Raw genomic sequence first — 20,445 nt, 5'->3', positions numbered from 1 at the left:
CACCACGCGCCACCGCCGCGCAGGTGCCTGCACCGCTGGCGCCGACTGCTGCAACCGTGGCGATCCGCATCTGCGCGCAAGGCCCTGTCGGCCGCTGCGCGGCGCTGCCGCTGCGCCGTTCATGCCGCAGCCCTTGCCGGCGACGTCGCCGGCACCACCGCCGCGTCATGAATTGTCACGGTCGCCTCAACAAAGCCGCGCCGGCCATCCTCGAACGTCACTTCGGTGCGGACGAAGCAGGTGTCCGCACCGCCGTAGAGCGCATCGATCAGCGGGGCGTAGCGGTCGGCCACAAAGGCGCGCCGCACCTTCTGGGTGCGCGTCAGCTCGCCGTCGTCCGCATCCAGCTCCTTGTGAAGCACCAGAAAGCGGCGGATCTGCATCCCCGCCATCTGAGGCTCGGCCGCCAGCGCCTGGTTGGTGAGCGCAATGTGCGCAGCCATGGTTTCAGCCACCCGCGGATGCTGCGCCAGCTCCTGATAGGAGGCGTAGGCAATGTTGTTGCGCTCGGCCCAGTTGCCCACCGCCACAAGGTCGATGTTCAGCATGGCCGCCACAAAAGGCCGCTCGTGGCCGTAGGTGACCGCCTCCCGCACTTCGGGAAAGAATTTCAGCTTGTTTTCCAGATATTTGGGCGCGAAGAGAGCGCCATCGTCGAGCCGCCCCACATCCTTGGCCCGGTCGATGATCTTCAGCTGACCGTCAGCCTCGAAAATTCCTGCATCGCCGGTCTTCACAAAGCCGTCCGCGGTCAGCGCCTCCGCCGTCTTCTCCGGATCCTTGAAGTATTCGACGAACATGCCGGGCGAGCGGAACAGCACCTCGCCGCTGTCCGACAGTTTCAGCGTCACGCCGGGCATTGCCGGCCCCACCGTGTCGGCCCGCACCGCACCGTCCGGCTGCGCGGTGACATAAAGGAACGCCTCGGTCTGCCCGTAGAGCTGCTTGAGGTTGATCCCCAGCGCCCGAAAGAAGGAGAACAGCTCCGGGCCGATGGCTTCGCCCGCCGTGTACGCCGTCCGGATCCGCGAAAAGCCGAGCACGTTCTTGAGCGGGCCGTAGATCAGCCGTTCGCCAAACCAGTAGGCGATACGGCCGGAGAGCGGCACGGGCCGCTTGTCCAGAATGGCCTCGCCGTGCCGCTTGGCCACCGCCATGCAGCGGTTGAACAGCGCACGCTTCAGCGCGCTCGCATCCTCCATCCGGATGAGCACCCGCGTCAGAAGCTCCTCGAACACCCGCGGCGGCGCGAAATAGAAGGTCGGCCCGATCTCGCGCAGGTCCTGCTGCACGGTCTGCGGCCCTTCGGGGCAGGCGGTGCAGAACCCGGTCACAAGACCCTGCGCATAGTTGAGGTAGTGGTCGCCAACCCAGGCGAGCGGCAGGTAGGCGAGCACCTCGTCATTTTCGGTCAGCCCGTCGAATGCGGCGGTGTCGCGCGCCGCCTCTACGGCGCGTGCAGCCTCCAGCACCACCCCCTTGGACTGACCGGTGGTGCCTGAGGTGTAAAGGATGGTGGAAACATCGGCGCCGCTGGCCGCGTCCACACGCTTCTCCCACGTTGCCGCCACGCCCGGTTCGTCCGCAAGCCGCCGGTCGCCCATCGCCTGAACCGCGGTAAAGGCATGCAACCGGTCCGCCGCATAATCCCGCAGGCCGCGCGGCTCGTCGTAGATGATGTGCTCCAGCACCGGCGCGCTTTCGTGCGCGGCAAGGCACTTGTCCACCTGCTCCTGATCCTGACAGAGCGCAAAGCGAACGCCGGCGTGGGCCAGCACATAGGCCAGCTCCTCCGCAATCGCATCGGCATAGACCGGGACCGGGATGCCCTGGAGCGATTGCGCCGCCATGAACGTCCAGTAAAGGCGCGGCTTGTTGTTGCCGACAATGGCGATGGCATCGCCCGGCTGGAACCCCAGCGCTTCCAGCCCAAGGGCAAACCGCATCACCTCGTCGCGCAATTCCCACCAGGTGACGGTGTGCCAGATGCCGCGGTCCTTCTCGCGCATGGCGGGACGGTTGCCGCGGCGGCGCGCATTGTCGAGCAGCAGCTTGGGAAACGTGTCGCCCGCCGCCTGACCGGCCGGAACCTGCCCCGTCATCCGCGTTCTCCCCTGACGATGAACGGTTGGCCCGCCCCTTTCCCCGGAGCAAAGCCCGGACCCGCACACAGCGCAAGGGACACCTTCGCCGGGCCCGCAAAGCCCCTCATTCCGCCGCGATCAGCCCCCGCCGTTCCCCCGCCGCACCAAGGGCATTCTTGTAGAGCACCCCGTCCTTCATGATGAGCGCCAGATTGTCCTGATGCTGAACCAGCGATACGTCGGCGAGCACGTCACCGCGCACCAGGAGGAGGTCCGCCAGCATTCCCTCGCGGATCATGCCCAAATTCATGCCCATGAGCGCGCCGCCGACGCGGGTGGCACAGGACAGCGCCTCGGCGGGCGAATAGCCAAAAAATTTGACGAAGTGCGCAATGTCGCGCGCGTTGGTGCCCATGGGGGTGATCGCAAAGCCATAATCGCCGCCCACCACCACGCGCAGGCCGCGCTTGCGGATTTCGGTCAGCGTCGCCACCGTGTGCTCGAACTTGCGGTAAAGCCCCATGGAGGCGACCACGTCCGGCGTCATGCCGACCCGGTCGCCCTCGTGCACTGCGTTGTGCACCAGGCCGAAGGCGGGGCCGACAAAGATCCGGTCCTTGACGCTTTCCAGCATGTCCAGCGCTTCGGTGTCCGCATAATCGCAGTGGTAGATGCAGTCGATCCCGTGCCGGACGGCCATCTTCACGCTCTGCGACGATCTGGCGTGGCAGGCCACCGTCTTGTGATAGGCCCGCGCGACCTTGACGAAAGCGGCCAGCTCCTCGTCCTCCAGCGGCGTGATTTCGGCACGCGCGTGGCTGACGAAATCGTCGCCCGAAATGTTGATCTTCAACGTGTCGACGCCGTCGCGAACGCATTCCCGCGCCACCTTTCGGAATTCGTCCGCCCCGTCGGCCACCAGACCGAAGCTTTCCAGATGAATGTGCCGCTTGCGCTCGTCGCCGAGGCCGGCGGTGTTGGTCACCTCCGGGCTGCCAGCCCGCATCCGCGGACCGTCGATAAGCCGTTCGTTGATCGCATCGCGCGCGGTCACGCCCAGCATCGGCTTGGCGGACGCCGCCTCGAACACGGAAGTAAACCCGTGATCCAGCAGTTGTTTCAGGTTGCGGGCTGTGAGCAGCATGTGTCGCTCCGGGCAGATGCGCCCAAGGTCCGGCCCTTCGTTCACGTCGGTAAAGCTGGGGTGGCAGTGGCCTTCCACCATTCCGGGCATCAAGGTCATCCCCGTGCCGTCAATGGTTTCGGTGCCTGGGGGAATCACCCCCGTGCCGACCGATTTGATGATATTCCCATCCACCAGCACCTCGGTGCCCGGCAATGCAACGCTTTCACCGTCGAACACCTTGGCATTTCTGATCCCGAGCATCATGTCCTCCGCCATTTTTATCTTTTGCCGGAGTATGACCTTGTTTTGCCCGGTTGCACATTGCCCGCCGGTTCAGTCGGTGCCGGGCGGGGGCACCGGCACTGCAATCGCGCCCGTCACATCGAGGGTGCCGTCCTGTGCCACCTGAAGCACCACCATCTCGCCCGAGCGGGTAAACTCACCCGTCAGCGCCGAAATGTTCACCTGATGGGTGACGAGAATGCGCAGCGGTGCGTCAGGCGCCTTGGCGAGATAGGACCGCAATGCCTCGGTCTGCGGCGCGCGGTCCGCCCGGTTGGCGAAGAACGAGTTGAGCGCAGGCAGCGTCTCCACCGGACCGAGATCCAGCAGCCGCGCGGTCTCCAGGCTGCGGCACCACGCGCTGGAGAGGACGTTTGCATTGTCGATGCCGTTGGCGCGGAACAGGTCGCCAATGGCGCGGGCCTGCGCGCGGCCGCGCGCATCGAGGTTGCGCTGGGTGGTACAGTCGGCCACGTCGAAGCCGGCGGGATCGCCGGTGCCGGGGGCAAGGGCGTGGCGCATCATCGCCACCGCACCGGGGCGGGACAGCGCCTGCCACGCGGCTTCGCTGGCGGCGGCGGGGGCCGCGCAAAAAATCATCAAGAGGGCGAAAATCGACGGTGTGCGCATGGGTGTCTCCTGTGCCATGCGCACAATACTGGTCAGTAAAGCCAGCCCGGCAATGCGGTGGCTAGCCACGGCAGCGCCCATACGAGCGCAATGCCCACCGCCTGCAAGCCGATGAACGGCGCCACCCCGCGATAGATGTCGCCGGTGGTCACCTCCGGCGGGGCCGCGCCGCGCAGGTAGAACAGCGAGAAGCCGAATGGCGGCGTCAGAAACGAGGTTTGCAGGTTGATGGCAATCAGCACCGCAAGCCACGTGGGGTCGTGTCCCATCAGGATCAGCACCGGCACCACCAGCGGCAGCAGGATGACGCTGATCTCGACAAAATCGAGGAAGAAGCCGAGGACGAAGATGATCGCCATGGAAAAGGCGAGCGCGCCGAACGGTCCGCCCGGCATGGATGTCAGCAGCGCCTCGATCCGGTCTTCCCCACCCAGCCCCACCAGCACGAGGCTGAACATGGATGCGGTGATGATGGTGGCAAAGATCATCGCCGTCACCGTCATCGTCTGCGTGGCCACCGCCTTCAGCAAACCGCCTCGCAGCAGCCGCCACAGCGCCAGAACGAGCCCGATCGTGCCGACGACAACCAGCGCCCCCGCTGCCGCTGCAAACAGCATGTCCACGCTGTCGGTGTCGCCCCGTTGCAGGCGGATCGGCCGCAGAACCGCCAGAACGGCCAGCACCACAAAGGCCGCAGCCCCCCACAGGACGGGCGCTGCCCGGCCAAGCCGCGCCCCCGCCATGAACACCGCGCCAACCGCTCCCACCGACGCCGCCTCCGACGGCGTTGCCACCCCGCCCAGAATGGAGCCGAGCACCGCAAGGATCAGCGCCACCGGCGGTGCGATCACCAGCGCCACCTCCCGCGCGGTGACGCCGCCCGCGTCGGCCACCGGTGGCAGGTCCTGTGGCCGCCACAGCGCCCGGCCGACCAGATAAAGAATGTAGATCCCCACCAGGACGAGACCCGGCACGAGCGCCGCCGCAAAGGTCTCGCCGACCGAAATGGTGTCGATCGTGAACTTGCCCTCGGCATACTGGGCTTGCTGGTAGGCATTGCTCATCACGTCCGACAGGATGATGAGCAATGTCGACGGCGGGATGATCTGCCCCAGCGTGCCGGACGTGGCCACAATGCCGGCCCCCAGCGGCGCGCTGTAGCCGGCCTTCAGCATGGCGGGCAGCGCAATCAGCCCCATGGCCACCACCGTGGCGCCGACAATTCCGGTGGAGGCAGCCAGAAGCGCCCCCACAAACACCACCGAAACGCCAAGCCCCCCGGCGCGCTTGCCGAACAGGCGCCCCATGGTGGTGAGGAGGTCCTCCGCAATGCGCGACTTTTCGAGGACGATGCCCATGAACACGAACAGCGGGATCGCAATCAGCACGCCATTCGTGAGGATGCCGAAGACCCGCTGCCCCAGTGCGCCGAGCAGCGAAAGGTCGAACACCCCGAGGGCCGCGCCCAGAAGCGCAAACAGCATCGCAACGCCGCCGATGGCGAATGCGGCGGGAAAGCCGGACAGGATCGCCACCATCAGGCCGGCGAACATCAGAAGGTCAAGCATCGCCCACCGTTTCGCTGCCGCCACGCAGCGCTTCCAGATCACGCAGGAGCCGCGCGACCCCCTGCACCGCCATCAGCACGCAAAAGGCCGGCACCAGGGATTTCATCAGAAACGACGCCGGAATGCCGCCAACCGAGATCGGCCCCTCCAGAATGGCCCACGAGCGGGACACCATCGGCCATGACCAGTAGGCGAGCAGTCCCAGCGCCGGCGCAAGGAAGATCAGCGCGCCTGCAACGTCCACCGCCGCCCGCCCGCGCACGCCGAGCTTGGCGTAGAAGATGTCCACCCGCACATGCGCGTCCACCAGGTACGCGTAGCCCGCACCCAGCATGAACAGCGCGGCGTGGACGTAAAGGACCGCCTCGGTGGCGGCAATGTCCGACACGCCGAACACGTGCCGGGCAATCACCACCGCAAACTGGAGAAGCACCAGCACCACGGCCAGCCACGCCACCAGTGCTCCGGCGGCGCGGTTCACAAGGTCGAGCCGCGCGGCGAGCCGGTTCACCCGCCGCGCTCCGGTTCAGCCACCCCGGCGGTCAGTATTTGTAGTCGAGCTGGCGGGCGTTGTACTCGCCGGCATCCGCGTACGGGATGTAGCTCATCATCAGCGCGCGGTAGGCGAGATAGCTCTCGGTGATCCGGCGGACCAGCTCGTCATCGTCGCCCTGAAGCTCCGCAATCACCTCGCCGGCAGCGTTGCCCATGGCAATCATCACATCGTCCGGCAGCTTGCGCACCATCACGCCCTCGTTGGCCACCATCTGCTGGAGCGCCTGCGCGTGCTTGGTGGTGTATTCGGTCCACACCGGGTTGTAGAGGCTTTCGGCGGCAAACTTCACGGCCTGCTGCAGGTCCGCCGGGAGGTTCTCGTACACCTCGGCGTTGATGGCGCACTCCTCTGCGGACGACGGCTCGCCCACGCCCGGCCAGTAATAATTCTTGGCGATCTGGTAAAAGCCCAGCGCTGAATCTGTCCACGGGCCGATGAACTCGCCAGCGTCCAGCGCGCCGGACTGGAGCGCCTGGAACATGGCGCCGCCGCCCATCGCCTGCACCGCCATGCCGAGCTTGTTGCACATCTCGGACGCAAGGCCCGTGGTGCGGAAGCGCAGGCCTTTCAGGTCGTCGACACTCTTGATCTCGTTGCGGAACCAGCCGGCCCATTGCGGCCCGGAATTGCCGCACAGGAACGGCTTCAGGCCGAAGCGGCCGTACATTTCGTCGTAAAGGTCCTGGCCACCCCCCTGGGTCAGCCAGCCCACCTGCTCCATCGCGCCAAGCCCGAACGGCTGCGACCCGAACAAGAGGATGCCCTTGGACTTGGAGCCCCAGTAGGCCGGGACCGCGTGGTAGATTTCCGCCGTACCTTCGGACACGGCGTCGAACACGCCATTGCCGGGCACCAGCTCGCCTGCGGCATAAAGGTCGACCTTGATGCGCCCGCCGGACAGTGCAGTGATCCGGTCGGCCAGCATCTGGGCTGCAACGCCGGGGCCCGGCAGGTTTTTCGGCCAGGCGGTGACCATCTTCCAGGTCATGGTGGACTGGGCAATGGCGGGGGCGGCCAGCGTTGTCGTGCCGGCAACGCCGGCGGCTGCGGCCGCACCACCGATCAGGCCTCTGCGGGTCAATGTGGTCATCGGTTTCCTCCGTCCGATGCGCTCCAAACGGCGCATTTTCGCGTTGAGCACATTTCAGGCCATCTCGGTGCCGTTGTCGAGATGGGCGACAAAGAGGTGAACGGCATTGCAAAGCGCGCTAATTCACGGTGAAACGCTTTTGATTCGGCTGAATCGCACCAAGGAGACGCCATGCGCATCGACGCCATTCCGATCGGGAAGAACCCGCCCGAGGACTTCAATGTCATCATCGAGGTCCCCGTTGGCGGGGAGCCGATCAAGTACGAGATGGACAAGGAATCCGGCGCGCTCTGGGTCGATCGCTTCCTCTACACGCCGATGCGCTACCCGGTGAACTACGGCTTTGTCCCGCACACCCTGTCGGACGACGGCGACCCGATCGACGTGATGATTGCCTCCACGCGCCCCATCGTGCCCGGCGCAGTCATGAGCGCGCGGCCCATCGGCGTCCTGCAGATGGCGGACGAAAGCGGCGAGGACGAGAAAATTCTCGCCGTGCCGACCAACCGGCTGACGCTGCGTTACGAGAAGATCAGGACCTTCTCCGACGTGCCGGACATCACGTTGCAGCAGATCGAGCACTTCTTCACCCACTACAAGGATCTTGAGCCCAACAAGTGGGTCAAGATCGTCGGCTGGGCGGATGAGAACGTCGCCAAGGAAAAGGTGGTCGCCGCCATCGAGCGCGCCAAAGCGCAGAAGAAATGAGCGTATGGCGCGAGGCTCCGGCCTCGCGCCAACGGGGCGGCGGGCACGGCCCGCCAGCCGTGCCGAAACCGGACCGCCGCCCATGATCCCCGCCATCCACCGCATCGTCATCTACACCAAGAAGATGCCGGAGATGGCTGCGTTTTACGGCAATGCCTTCGGCTACGAGGCGATCCACCGGGCCGATGACCGCATTGTCGAGCTTTGCCCCCCTGCCGGCGGGCTCACGCTGCTTCTGCATCCGGCAGGCAAGGGTCAGCGCGAAGGCCAGGCGCTGGTGAAGCTGGTGTTCGACACGCCGGACGTCGAGACGGCGCGGGATGCGCTGATCGCCAGGGGCATCGAGGTTGGCCCGCTGCACGATGGCGGTGGCTACCGGTTTGCGAACCTCAAGGACCCGTCGGGCAACAGCGTTTCGCTTTCAAGCCGCGCATTTGCGGACCGGCCGCCATCCTGACTCGCTGTCAGGGCAGGATGCCCGGCAGCACCAGCCCCTTCTCCCGCGCGACGTCCAGCGCAATGTCGTAGCCCGCATCGGCGTGGCGCATGACGCCGGTGGCGGGGTCGTTCCACAGAACGCGCTCCAACCGCCGCGCTGCCTCCGGTGTGCCGTCGGCCACCACCACCATCCCCGCATGCTGGGAATACCCCATCCCCACGCCGCCGCCGTGGTGGAGCGACACCCAGGTCGCGCCGGATGCGGTGTTGAGAAGCGCGTTCAGCAGCGGCCAGTCGGACACGGCGTCCGAACCGTCCTTCATGGCTTCGGTCTCGCGGTTGGGGGACGCGACGGAGCCGGAATCCAGGTGGTCGCGGCCGATCACGATGGGGGCCGACACCTCGCCATTGGCCACCATCTCGTTGAACGCCATCCCGAGCCGGTGGCGATCGCCGAGGCCCACCCAGCAGATCCGCGCCGGAAGGCCCTGAAATTCGATCCGCTCGCGCGCCATGTCCAGCCAGGTATGGAGGTGCGTGTCATCCGGCATCAACGCCTTCACGCGCTGGTCGGTGCGGTAGATGTCCTCCGGGTCGCCGGAGAGCGCCACCCAGCGGAACGGGCCGATCCCGCGGCAAAACAGCGGGCGGATATAGGCCGGGACGAAGCCCGGAAAGGCGAACGCGTCCGCCAGCCCCTCGTCCTTCGCCACCTGCCGGATATTGTTGCCATAGTCGAGCGTCGGCACGCCGGCCTTGTGGAACGCGACCATCGCGGCAACGTGCACCTTCATCGACGCGCGGGACGCAAGCTCCACCGCATCGGGGTCGCTGGTGCGCTTTTCGCGCCATTCGTCCATCGTCCAGTCTTGGGGCAGGTAGCCGTTCACCGGGTCGTGGGCGGAGGTCTGGTCGGTCACCATGTCCGGCTTCACGCCGCGGGCGACAAGCTCGGCAAAAACGTCCGCCGCATTGCCGAGAAGCCCGACGGACTTTGCCTCCCCCGCCGCCGTCCAGCGGTCGATGATGGCAAGCGCCTCGTCCAGCGTTTCGGCGCGCTCGTCGAGGTAGCGGGTGCGCAGGCGAAAATCGATCCGGGTGCTGTCGCACTCCACGGCGAGGCAGCAGGCGCCGGCCATCACGGCAGCCAGCGGCTGCGCACCGCCCATGCCGCCAAGCCCTGCGGTGAGGATCCAGCGGCCGGTCAGATCGCCGCCATAATGCTGGCGGCCGGCCTCCGCAAAGGTCTCGAAGGTGCCCTGCACAATCCCCTGCGTGCCGATGTAGATCCACGAACCCGCCGTCATCTGGCCGTACATCATCAGCCCGGCGCGATCGAGCTTGTGAAAATGCGCCCAGTTTGCCCATTCCGGCACGAGATTGGAGTTGGCGATGAGCACGCGCGGCGCGTCGGCATGGGTGCGGAACACGCCCACCGGCTTGCCGGACTGGACAAGCAGCGTCTCTTCCTCGCCCAGCGTCTTCAGGGCGGCGCTGATCCGGTCGAAATCGTCCCATGTGCGCGCGGCGCGGCCGATCCCGCCATAAACCACCAGCTCGGCCGGGTTCTCCGCAACAGCCGGGTCGAGATTGTTGTGCAGCATCCGCAGCGCCGCCTCGGCGCCCCATGTGCGGCACGTTCGGTCCGGCCCGCGCGCGGCGTGGACGGGGGGCCTGTTGTGGCCCATGCGGCCGGCGGCGCTCACGCGCTCGCCTCCAGCGCCAGCGTCTCCATCCCGGCCGCTGCGGCAAGGGTGCCCAGAATGTCCCGCGATGCCTCGATGTCGGGCGCGATAAGCCGGTCTTCTTCGAGCTTGGGCACAACCGCGCGGATCGCGTCCTTGGCGCGCTCAAGCTTCGGGCTGCTCTTCAGCGGGGCGCGCAGGTCGATCCCCTGCGCCGCGGCCAGCGCCTCCACGGCGACAATTCCGGCAAGGTTCCGGCTCATGGGCAGAAGGCGGCGTGCGCCGTGACAGGCCATGGACACATGGTCCTCCTGGTTCGCGGACGTGGGGGTGGAATCGATCGAGGCGGGGGCCGCGCGCTGCCGGTTCTCGCTCATCAGCGCCGCCGATGTCACCTCGGCAATCATCAGCCCGGAGTTCAGCCCCGGCGATGGGGTGAGAAAGGCCGGCAGCCCGAACGACAGCGCCGGGTCCACCAGAAGCGCGATCCGCCGCTGCGCAATCGACCCGAGCTCGGCAATGGCCAGCGCAATCTGGTCGGCGGCGAACGCCACCGGCTCGGCGTGGAAGTTTCCGCCCGAAACGATCGAGCCATCGTCCAGCACCAGCGGGTTGTCGGTCACCGCATTGGCCTCGCGCTCCAGCGTGGCCGCGGTGAAGCGGAGAATGTCGAGGCAGGCGCCCGCCACCTGCGGCTGACAGCGCAGGCAATAGGGGTCCTGCACCCGCTCGTCGCCCTCCAGATGGCTGTCGCGGATCTCGGACCCCTCGATCAACCCGTAGAGGCGGGCCGCAACGTCAATCTGGCCGCGGTGGCCGCGGAGGGCATGAATAGCGGCGCGAAACGGCGCCTCGGAGCCCATCGCCGCATCGGTGGACATGGCGCCCGTCACCACCGAGGCTTCGCAAAGGAGGTGGGTCTCGAACAGGCCCGCCAGCGCCAGCGCGGTGGACACCTGTGTGCCGTTGATGAGGCCGAGGCCTTCCTTGGGCCCCAGCGTGACCGGCGCAAGGCCGGCAGCGCCGAGCCCCTCCACCGCAGGGCGGACACGCCCCTCGAAGGTGACGGTGCCGACACCGATCATTGCCGCAGCCATGTGGGCCAGCGGCGCCAGATCGCCGGACGCGCCCACTGAACCCTGCCCCGGAATGACCGGCAGGCAGTCCCGCTCCAGCATCTGCTGGATGAGCTGCAACGTCTGCCACCGCACCCCCGACGCGCCGACGGCAAGGCTTGCGACCTTGGTGGCCAGCACCAGCCGCACCACGGCGGGCGGCAGCGGGTCGCCCACCCCTGCCGCGTGGGACAGGATGATGTTGCGTTGCAGCGTCTCGGTGTCGGCAGCATCGATTCGCCGGCTGGCGAGCTTCCCGAACCCTGTGTTGACGCCGTAGACCGGCGCCTTGCCCCGCGCCGCCTCTGCGATCACCGCAGCCGACGCGTCCACCCGCGCCCGCGCGCCGTCGAGCAGCGGCGGGATGGCGGCACCGAAATAGAGCGCGCGGAGGGTCTCGAGTGTCAAATTCATGGGGAGCGCCATTGCAAGGAAGGGGCCGGGATCAAACCCAGGCTCCCGCTGCCATCCGCTTGATCAGCGGGTTGAAACCGATCCGGTAGACGAGCTCCGCCGGGTCCTGCACGGCCCAGACGGCAAGCTCGGCCGCCTTGCCGGGTGCAAGGGTGCCGTGGGTTGCCTGAAGCCCGAGCGCGTGGGCGGCATGCCGGGTGGTGCCGGCCAGCGCCTCCTCCGGCGTGAGACGGAACAGCGTTGCCGCCATGTTCATGGCCAGCAGAAGCGACGTGAGCGGCGATGAGCCGGGGTTGCAGTCGGTCGCCACCGCCATGCGCGCGCCGTAGCGGCGCAGAAGGTCGACCGGCGGCAATTCGCTCTGGCGCAGCGTGTAGCAGGCGCCGGGCAGCAGCACCGCCACCGTGCCCGCCGGTCCCAGCGCCGCGGCATCGGCTTCGTTCAGGTGCTCCAGATGGTCCGCCGAAAGGCCCTTGCGGTGCGCCACCAGCGCCGTACCGCCGCTGTCCGACAATTGCTCGGCATGGAGTTTTACCGGCAGGCCGTGCGACGCGGCATGGTCGAACACCCGGCCCATCTCCTCGGCGGAAAACGCGATCCCCTCGCAAAAGCCGTCCACGGCATCCACCAGACCGCCGCCGACCGCTTCGTCCAGTCCGGGCAGGACCACTTCGTCTATGTAGCGGTCGTTGCTGTCATATTCGGGCGGACGGGCGTGGGCGGCCAGCCACGAGGTCAGCACCTTCACCTGGCGCACCTCGCCGATCCGCCGGGCAACGCGCAGCATCTTCAACTCGTCCGCAATGGTGAGACCGTAGCCCGATTTGATCTCCAGAACGCCGACGCCTTCGGCCAGAAGCGCGTCCACCCGCGGCAGGCTTTCGGCAAGGAGCGTCTCCTCGCTCGTCTCCCGCACCGCGCGCATGGTGGAGACGATGCCACCACCGGCCGTCGCCACCTCCTCGTAGCTGGCGCCCTCCAGCCGTGCCTCGAACTCGCCCGCGCGGTTGCCGGCGAACACGATGTGGGTGTGGCAGTCAATCAGCGCGGGGGTTATCAGCGCGTCGCCAAAATCGGTCACCGGCACGGCGGCGGCTTCTTCCGGCAAAGCGGTGCGCGGGCCGACCCAGGCCACATGCCCCTTGTCGATGACGACCGCGCCGTCTTTGATAAGGCCGTAGCGCGGGCCATCGCCCGTCATGGTGGCCACAGAAGAGCTTGTAATGACAGCGTCCATCGCGACCGCCTCCCGGCACGCAGAACACATCGCGGCTATCGCCGCGTCAAGGCGGTGCCTGTGAGCGAGATCATCATCGCCGCACAGGCGCTCACCGAAGACGGTTGGCGCAACAATGTCGCCATCACCATCGAGGGCGGGCGGGTTGAAGCCATTGAACCCAGCGATGCGCCGCCCACCGTGGACATTCTGTTGCCCGCACCCGGCAACCTCCACAGCCACGCCTTCCAGCGCGCCATGGCGGGGCTGACCGAGCAGCAGACCGGGAACGACAATTTCTGGTCCTGGCGGGCGCTGATGTACCGCTTTCTGGAGGCTCTCACCCCGGACGACGTGGAGGTGATCGCAAGCGGCCTGATGATGGAAATGCTGGAGGCCGGCTATGCCGCACTCGGCGAATTCCACTACCTCCACAATGCGCCCGGCGGCACGCCCTACGACAATCCGGCCGAGCTGGCCGCGCGGATTGCGGCGGCGGCCGGCACCACCGGCATGGGCCTCACCCTGCTTCCCGTCCTTTACATGCAGGGCGGGCTGGACGGGCGGGCGCTGGAAGGCGGCCAGCGGCGCTTTGCCAGCACCGAAGACAGCTTTGCCGCGCTCATGGAGGGGGCCGCGCAGGCCATCGCCGGCCTGCCGGACGACACGCGCCTCGGCGTCGCGCCCCATTCGCTGCGCGCCGTGCCGGCGGACGCCATCGCGCGGGTTGCCGCGCGGCCCGGCCCCAAGCATATCCACGTTGCCGAGCAGACCGCGGAGGTGGAGGAGGTGCTCGCCCACACCGGGGCGCGGCCCATGGCGCATCTTGCGAGCCTCGTCGACCTCTCGCCGGAATGGACGCTGATCCACTGCACCCACGGCACCGCCGCGGAGCTTGGCGAGGCCGCCCGCGCGGGCGCCGTTGCAGGCCTGTGCCCCATCACCGAGAGCAACCTTGGCGACGGCATCATCGAGATGGCGGCGGTGCAGGAAGCCGGCGGCAGGTTCGGCATCGGGTCCGACAGCAACGTGCGTATTTCACTGGCCGAGGAATTGCGCACGCTGGACTACAGCCAGCGGCTCGCCCGCCGGGCGCGCAACCCGCTGGCGGGCCCCGGCCAGTCCTCCGGCCGCACGCTCTATCAGGGCGCATGCCTTGGTGCCGCGCAGGCACTGGCCCGTGGCGCAGGCACCATTGCCCCCGGCAACCTTGCCGATCTCGTCGCCCTGGACGGCGCGGCGCCAAGCCTTGCAGGCCTCACCGGTGACAGGGTGCTGGATGCGCACATTTTTGCCGGCGACGATGGCGCCGTGCGCGATGTGTGGAGCGCCGGCCGCCATGTGGTGCGGGGCGGCCGGCACGTGGCGCGCGACCGGATTGCGCCTGCCTTCATGGCAACGCTGCGGCGGCTGCGCACTGTGGCTTGAGGCGGTGCCCTCAGTGGCCCGCCAGCCCCCGCACGGTGCGTAAAAGCACGGCCTCCACCATGGCAGGCTCCGCCCGCGCACGGCGCGCGTGGCGCCGCGCGCCCGGCAACCGCACGCCGGGCTCCGCCGCAAGCCGCGCCAGAAACGCATCGGCCCGGCCCAGCGCATCCGGCCCGCCGAGACGCTCCGGCGACAGCGCCAGCACGAACACACCGCCCCTTGGCAAGCCGCCGCTTGCGGCCTCCCGCGCGCCCGCCTCATCGCTGAAGACATCGCCCACCAAGCCTGCGGCGAGCAATTCCACCATCAGCGCAAGGGCCGAACCCTTGTGCGCGCCGAACGCCAGCTGCGCCCCGCCGCCCAGGATCGCCGCAGGGTCCGTGGTCGGCACCCCGTCTTTATCCACGCCGACGCCGAACGGAACCGGCCGGCCATCGCGCGCGGCAATCATCACGTCGCCGCGGGCCATCGCGGCGCTGGCAAAGTCGAACACCAGCGGCGGGGCGGCGGGCCGCGGAAAGGCGAATGCAATGGGATTGGTGCCCAGAAGCGCCCGCCGCCCGCCGTGGGGCGCGAGGTAGGGGTAGTTTGCAGTGGCGGCAAAGGCGGCAAGGCCGCGCTCGGCCAGCGCCTCCACCTCCGGCCACATGGCGGCAAAGTGCACCGCATTGCGGAGCGCCAGCACAGCGGCGCCCTTTTCGGATGCAAGGTCAGCCAGCTGCGGAAGGAAGCGTGCATAGGCGAGCGGAGCGGCCCCGCCGTCGCCATCCACAAGCAGCGCCGCATCCGGCCCCGCAAGCCTGGCGGGATCGGCCGCGCCGTTGAGGCTGCCCAGCTCCAGCCCCTTCACATAGCCCGGCAGCCGGAAGAGCCCGTGGGACTCGCTGCCATCGCGCTCTGCCGCTGCGATATTGTCCGCAATGGCGGCAGCGTTGGCCTCGTTGGCCCCGGCGCGGGAGAGCGCATCGAATGCCATCTTGCGGACGGTGTCGATGGGCACGGCCGTGCGGGTCACGGCAGGGGGGGCCGCCAGAGCGGCAAGCCGGAAACCGGCAATCTTGTGCACCTCGTCCAGTGCCACGCGGAACTCGCCGTCCGCCGTGCCGTCCACCCGCTCACGAAACGCTTTAAGGATGCCCGTCCGGTCGAGCCCCTTCACCGCGATGATGAACGGGAAGCCGAACTGCGCCACATAGCGCGTGTTGAGCGCCTGAAATTCGGCGAACTCCGCCTGCGTGCAACGGTCGAGCCCCGCACCGGCCTGCTCTGCGCTGGAATGCGCGGTGAGGGCCGTGCCCAGCCTTCCGGCAAGGTCCGGGTGCGCGCGGAGCAAGGTGCGCTGCGCATCGGCCCCGGCGCGCTCGACCACCCGGCGGAAGACGGGCGCGGGGTCCTCGCCCACGCCGATGCCACCGTCCCAGGCGCGTTCGGCCACCCAGGGGCTGTGCTCGTAAACGAACGCGTACCGGGAAACGAAGTCGTCCCGCGTCATCGGGTCACCCCTTTGTTGGTGCTGCGGAAAGGGCGGGCAGGGTCGGCGCAATTGGCGCGGTGCACTCTATCTTGCATAGAAGGCAGAGTATGGCCGGACGCATCCATTTCGCAACGCGTCCATCCGATCCCTCGCACCGCCGGTGGTGGAAGCAAAAAATGGCAGCGCTGCAAGACTTTCTGAGCCTCTTCGTCCGCTGGGCCCACGTGGTGGCGGCGATCTCGTGGATCGGCTCGTCCTTCTATTTCATGGGGCTGGACGCATCGCTCAAGCGGCGCGCCAACATGCCGGACGGCGTGAAGGGCGACAACTGGACCGTCCACGGCGGCGGCTTCTACCACATCCGCAAATACACCGTCGCGCCCGACCAGATGCCCGAAGACCTCCACTGGTTCAAATGGGAATCCTACGCCACCTGGATGACCGGCGCTGCCCTCCTCGCGGTGGTCTATTATTGGAACGCCTCGCTCTACCTGCTGGCGCCGGACAAGGCGGACCTTGCCCCCTGGCAGGGCATTGCGCTGTCCGCAGGCGGCCTGGTCGCGGCATGGTTCGTGTACGACGGGCTCTGCCGGTCGCCGCTCGCGCGCGCGCCTGCGGTGCTGTTCGGGCTCCTGTTCGTGCTGATCACCGCCTCGGCGTGGGCTTACGGGCTGGTGTTTTCCGGCCAGGCCGCGTTCCTGCAGACGGGCGCGATGATTGCCACCATGATGGCCGCCAACGTGTTCCTCGTCATCATTCCCAACCAGAAAATTGTGGTGGCGGACCTCGTGGCGGGCCGGGTGCCGGACGCGAAATACGGCGCCATCGCCAAGCTCCGCTCGTCGCACAACAACTACCTCACCCTGCCCGTCATCTTCCTGATGCTGTCCAACCACTACCCGGCCACGTTCGGGCACGCCCACGCCTTCATCATTGTCGCGATCGCACTGTTCCTGGGTGCCATCGTCCGCCACTGGTTCAACACCTTCGAGACCGGCGCCACCGGCATCAGGATCGCGTGGCAGTGGCCGGCCGCGCTTGCCCTCGCCGTCGGCATGGCGCTGTTTGCCACCCTGCCGCAGTTCAAGAACCCCACGCTGACCGCAGCTCCCGCCGACACCGACGGCACGGCGCCGGGCGGTGGTGAACGCGGCCTCAACACGGCGCTGGACGCGGCAGCCTTCGGCATCGTTTCGGCGCGCTGCGCACCCTGCCACGCCGCCGCCCCCACCTTTGCGGCCATCGCAGCGCCCCCCGGCGGCGTCATGCTGGACACGCCCGAGCGGATGCGCACCCACGCCGCGCAGATCATCGCGCAGAGCGTCGACACCCACGTCATGCCGCTCGGCAACGTCACGCAGATCACCGACGATGAGCGCGCCGCCCTCGCCGCCTGGGCCGGCCGCTGACAGCACCGGCGCGGGCCGGACCATGATCCTCGCGCCGGACCTGCTATGCTCTGCCGGCGACGAAAAGGAGTAGACGCATGAGCCGGAGCACCATCGAGAGGCGGATCGCACAGGGCACCGGCGACGAACCGGCCGACCTCGTCCTAAAGGGCGGCACCGTGTTCGATCTCGTCACCGGCGAGCATCTGACCGGCGATGTTGCCATTTGCGGCGACACCATTGTCGGCACCTGCGACACCTACGACGGCAAGGAGACGCTGGACGTCTCCGGCCTCACTCTCGTGCCGGGTTTCATCGACACGCACCTCCACATCGAATCCTCGCTGGTCACGCCATTCGAGTTCGACCGCTGCGTGGCGCCGCGCGGCATCACCACCGCCATCTGCGATCCCCACGAGATCACCAACGTCATCGGCCTTCCGGGCCTCACCTATTTTCAGGAGGCCAGCGAACACACGGTGATGGATATCTTCGTCCAGCTCTCGTCGTGCGTGCCGTCCACCAGCATGGAAACCGCCGGCGCCACGGTGGATGCCGCCGATCTTGCAGCGCTGGACGCCCACCCCAGCAATATCGGCCTTGCCGAGATGATGAACTACCCCGGCGTCATCCACCGCGACCCCGGCGTGATGGACAAGCTTGCCCTCTTCGAAGGCGGCCACATCGACGGGCATTGCCCGATGCTGTCCGGCCGCGGCCTCAACGGCTACATTGCCGCCGGGGTGCGCACCGAGCATGAGGCGACCACCGCCGCCGAGGCGCTGGAGAAGCTGCGCAAGGGCATGCGCGTCCTCATCCGCGAAGGCTCCGTCTCCAAGGACCTTGACGCTCTGGGCGAAATCCTGAACGAGCGAACCGCGCCGTACCTGTGCCTTTGCACCGACGATCGCAATCCGCTCGACATTTCCGAACATGGCCACCTCGACTACATCATCCGCACCCTCATCGCGCGAGGGGCCTCGCCGTTGGCCGCCTACCGCGCCGCCTCCCTCTCCGCGGCCGAAGCCTTCGGCCTGAAGGACCGCGGCCTGATCGCACCCGGCAAACGCGCCGACATCGTCGCCCTCGGCAGCCTCGAAGCCTGCGACGCGCGGATGGTGCTGGCGGGCGGCACCGTGGTCGGCGACATCGCGTTCGCCGCACGGCAGACGCTGACCGCCCCCGGGCGCCACTCCGCCAGGGCCCCGAAGGTGGACGCCACGTCCTTCCGCGCCGGCGGCAACCGCGAAGAAACGCCGGTGATCGGCATCATCCCCGGCAAGATCATCACCGAACACCTGACCGAGACGATCCCGATCCGGAGCGGCGACAAGAAGCCGGATACCGCACGCGATCTGGTGCGCATTGCGGTGGTGGAGCGGCACGGCATCAACGGCAACATCGCGTCGGGTTTCGTGAAGGGGTTCGGCCTGAAAAGGGGCGCCATCGCCTCCACCGTCTGCCACGACCACCACAACGTCGCCGTGGTCGGCGTTTCCGACGATGACATGGCGCTTGCGGTCAACCGTCTGGGCGAGATCGAGGGCGGTTTCGTGGTTGCCGAAGGCGGCAAGGTGCTGGCGGAACTGGCCCTGCCGGTGGCCGGCTTGATGAGCCTTCTGTCGTTCGAGGAGGTGACGGCGGAGCTGATTGCGCTGCGCAAGGCCGCCCTCAGCCTCGGCGTCACGCTGGAGGAACCGTTCCTTCAGCTCGCCTTCCTGGCGCTCCCGGTCATCCCGCACCTGAAGATCACCGACCGCGGGCTGGTGGACGTGGACCGGTTCGAGATCATCAGCGCGGCCGGATGAATTCAGGCTCCGGCGGTGTGGCTGTGGCGCGCGGCGGCCTCCCGGTCGAGACGCCGGGCAAACAGCACCTCGTAGATGGGCTTGCCGCCCAGCGCGCGGGCGGACAGCGTGGCGGCGATGGAGCAGGCCATCAACTCCGGCAGATAGACGTAGCCTGCCGTCAGCTCCATCAGGATGATGACAGCCACCATCGGCGCCCCGACGGTGGCTGAAAACAGCCCCGTCATCGCAATCACCGCGCACACGGCGGGATCCACCGTCATCCCCAGCGGCAGCGCGTTGACCAGCACCGCCGCCGTCAGGCCGAACGCGGTGCCCATACACAGGATCGGCGCAAAGATGCCGCCGGCAATGCCGATCGAATAGCTGGCGATGGTGACGAGAAAGCGCGCGATAACCAGCAGGATCAACACCGCAAGGCCGGGCGCTGCGTGTTCGGTCATGGTGGTGACCAGCGTTTCGCCGCCCTGCACCAGGTTGGGGTCGACCACCAGCATCGCCCCGGCCAGCGCCCCGAAACAGGCGGCGAGCGCGTAGGCCCGCGGCTCCGTCAGCCGGGCAAACCGGTCCAGCCCCCACACCAGCATCCGGTTGAAGACAACGCCGACGCCGCCGAGAAACACGCCGAGCACCAGCGCCAGAATCACCTGCGCGCCCACCTCGTCATGCATCGTCACCTCGACCAGCCGGCGCGCCCCCATGATCGATTGCGTGACCAGCGCGCTGCCGAGGCTCGCCACAATGACGCCGGCATATGTATCCGCCGTGTTGGGAAACTGGCGCCGCGTTTCCTCCAGCACGAACATCACCGAGGCCACCGGCGCGTTGAACGCGGTGGAGAGGCCCGCCGCGGCGCCCGCAGCAATCAGCCCCCGCCGCTCGATCTCGCTGACCTTGACGATGCGTGCGAAGCCCTGGCTGATCGCCGCGCCGATATGAATGGTCGGCCCCTCGCGCCCCACCACCAGCCCGGCGCCAATGGCCATCACACCCGACACGAACTTGACCGGCAGCACGCGGGCCCAGCGCAGCGGCAGCTCGTTGGCCATCGCGCCTTCCACCTCCGGAATGCCGCTGCCGCTGGCCTCGGGCGCAAAACGGCGGACCACCGCAACGCCGATCAGCGTCATCAGCGCGGCGGCACTGGCGGAGATGGCCACGCGAATTGCGAGCGGCTGGCTGACCGCGACCGACCGGTGCAGCGCCAGAACGCCGTCGGCCACCAGGTGGAACGCTGTCCCCACAAGGCCGACGACCACGCCAACTATGGCGGCAAGGAGGATGATGTAGGGAAAGCGGCGCATGGGACTCCACAAGAGGGGGCTTTCCGGCGCCCGGCCTCGGCATGCGATACCCTTCAACCCCGCCTGTTCACAACCCTTGCGCCGGTGCAGGAGAGACGGTGCCTCAAGCTTCGGACGGGGCGGGAACGCGC

General features: G+C 67.8%; 16 protein-coding genes. 5 read left to right on the top strand and 11 right to left on the bottom strand.

Annotation, left to right across the window (positions count from 1 at the left end):
- Positions 1-119: 119 nt before the first annotated feature.
- From RDV64_RS08180 to RDV64_RS08155, 6 genes are all read right to left on the bottom strand, one after another.
- On the bottom strand, positions 120-2,102 hold the full coding sequence (locus RDV64_RS08180; protein WP_309198784.1) for an AMP-binding protein: 1,983 nt from the start codon (positions 2,100-2,102) through the stop codon (positions 120-122).
- 106 nt (positions 2,103-2,208) lie between these two features.
- Positions 2,209-3,486 (bottom strand): amidohydrolase family protein, encoded by a 1,278-nt coding sequence (locus RDV64_RS08175; protein WP_309198783.1) that lies wholly within the window; start codon positions 3,484-3,486, stop codon positions 2,209-2,211.
- Positions 3,487-3,543: 57 nt separating this feature from the next.
- On the bottom strand, positions 3,544-4,122 hold the full coding sequence (locus RDV64_RS08170; protein WP_309198782.1) for a histidine phosphatase family protein: 579 nt from the start codon (positions 4,120-4,122) through the stop codon (positions 3,544-3,546).
- 32 nt (positions 4,123-4,154) lie between these two features.
- A complete protein-coding gene (locus RDV64_RS08165; RefSeq protein ID WP_309198781.1) occupies positions 4,155-5,690 on the bottom strand; it encodes a TRAP transporter large permease subunit in 1,536 nt (511 codons plus the stop codon).
- Positions 5,683-6,201, bottom strand: a complete 519-nt coding sequence (locus tag RDV64_RS08160) for a TRAP transporter small permease subunit (RefSeq protein ID WP_309198780.1) — start codon at positions 6,199-6,201, stop codon at positions 5,683-5,685. The genes RDV64_RS08165 and RDV64_RS08160 overlap by 8 nt, the downstream gene beginning before the upstream one ends.
- A 31-nt stretch (positions 6,202-6,232) precedes the next feature.
- Positions 6,233-7,336, bottom strand: a complete 1,104-nt coding sequence (locus tag RDV64_RS08155) for a TRAP transporter substrate-binding protein (protein ID WP_309198779.1) — start codon at positions 7,334-7,336, stop codon at positions 6,233-6,235.
- Between the two features lie 171 nt (positions 7,337-7,507).
- Here RDV64_RS08155 and ppa point away from each other — a divergent pair, with 171 nt between their 5' ends.
- Both ppa and RDV64_RS08145 read left to right on the top strand, forming a co-directional pair.
- Positions 7,508-8,044 (top strand): inorganic diphosphatase, encoded by a 537-nt coding sequence (gene ppa / locus RDV64_RS08150; protein WP_309198778.1) that lies wholly within the window; start codon positions 7,508-7,510, stop codon positions 8,042-8,044.
- Between the two features lie 4 nt (positions 8,045-8,048).
- Positions 8,049-8,501 carry a VOC family protein gene (locus tag RDV64_RS08145; protein WP_309198777.1) on the top strand — a complete coding sequence of 151 codons (453 nt, stop codon included), beginning with the start codon at positions 8,049-8,051 and terminating at the stop codon, positions 8,499-8,501.
- Positions 8,502-8,508: 7 nt separating this feature from the next.
- Here RDV64_RS08145 and hutU read toward each other — a convergent pair whose 3' ends face one another.
- The 3 genes from hutU to hutI are packed head-to-tail and all read right to left on the bottom strand — an operon-like array spanning position 8,509 to position 12,933.
- A complete protein-coding gene (gene hutU / locus RDV64_RS08140) occupies positions 8,509-10,170 on the bottom strand; it encodes a urocanate hydratase (RefSeq protein WP_309199457.1) in 1,662 nt (553 codons plus the stop codon).
- A gap of 14 nt (positions 10,171-10,184) precedes the next feature.
- Positions 10,185-11,708: a histidine ammonia-lyase gene (gene hutH / locus RDV64_RS08135; protein WP_375143800.1), complete on the bottom strand. Its 1,524-nt coding sequence runs from the start codon at positions 11,706-11,708 to the stop codon at positions 10,185-10,187.
- Positions 11,709-11,727: 19 nt separating this feature from the next.
- A complete protein-coding gene (gene hutI / locus RDV64_RS08130) occupies positions 11,728-12,933 on the bottom strand; it encodes an imidazolonepropionase (protein WP_309198775.1) in 1,206 nt (401 codons plus the stop codon).
- Positions 12,934-12,993: 60 nt separating this feature from the next.
- Here hutI and RDV64_RS08125 point away from each other — a divergent pair, with 60 nt between their 5' ends.
- On the top strand, positions 12,994-14,340 hold the full coding sequence (locus tag RDV64_RS08125) for a formimidoylglutamate deiminase (protein WP_309198774.1): 1,347 nt from the start codon (positions 12,994-12,996) through the stop codon (positions 14,338-14,340).
- A gap of 10 nt (positions 14,341-14,350) precedes the next feature.
- Here RDV64_RS08125 and uraD read toward each other — a convergent pair whose 3' ends face one another.
- Positions 14,351-15,832, bottom strand: coding sequence for a 2-oxo-4-hydroxy-4-carboxy-5-ureidoimidazoline decarboxylase (uraD, locus tag RDV64_RS08120; RefSeq protein WP_309198773.1), 1,482 nt, complete (start codon positions 15,830-15,832; stop codon positions 14,351-14,353).
- 158 nt (positions 15,833-15,990) lie between these two features.
- Here uraD and RDV64_RS08115 point away from each other — a divergent pair, with 158 nt between their 5' ends.
- Positions 15,991-17,223 carry a urate hydroxylase PuuD gene (locus RDV64_RS08115; RefSeq protein WP_309198772.1) on the top strand — a complete coding sequence of 411 codons (1,233 nt, stop codon included), beginning with the start codon at positions 15,991-15,993 and terminating at the stop codon, positions 17,221-17,223.
- 77 nt (positions 17,224-17,300) lie between these two features.
- Positions 17,301-19,010 (top strand): adenine deaminase, encoded by a 1,710-nt coding sequence (gene ade / locus RDV64_RS08110; RefSeq protein WP_309198771.1) that lies wholly within the window; start codon positions 17,301-17,303, stop codon positions 19,008-19,010.
- 2 nt (positions 19,011-19,012) lie between these two features.
- Here the strand turns inward: ade and clcA are convergent, their stop codons facing one another.
- Positions 19,013-20,314, bottom strand: coding sequence for a H(+)/Cl(-) exchange transporter ClcA (gene clcA, locus RDV64_RS08105; protein ID WP_309198770.1), 1,302 nt, complete (start codon positions 20,312-20,314; stop codon positions 19,013-19,015).
- Positions 20,315-20,445: the final 131 nt, after the last annotated feature.

The organism is Acuticoccus sp. MNP-M23 (genome assembly GCF_031195445.1).
Lineage (GTDB): Bacteria > Pseudomonadota > Alphaproteobacteria > Rhizobiales > Amorphaceae > Acuticoccus.
This window is presented reverse-complemented; position numbering and strand designations above follow the sequence as displayed.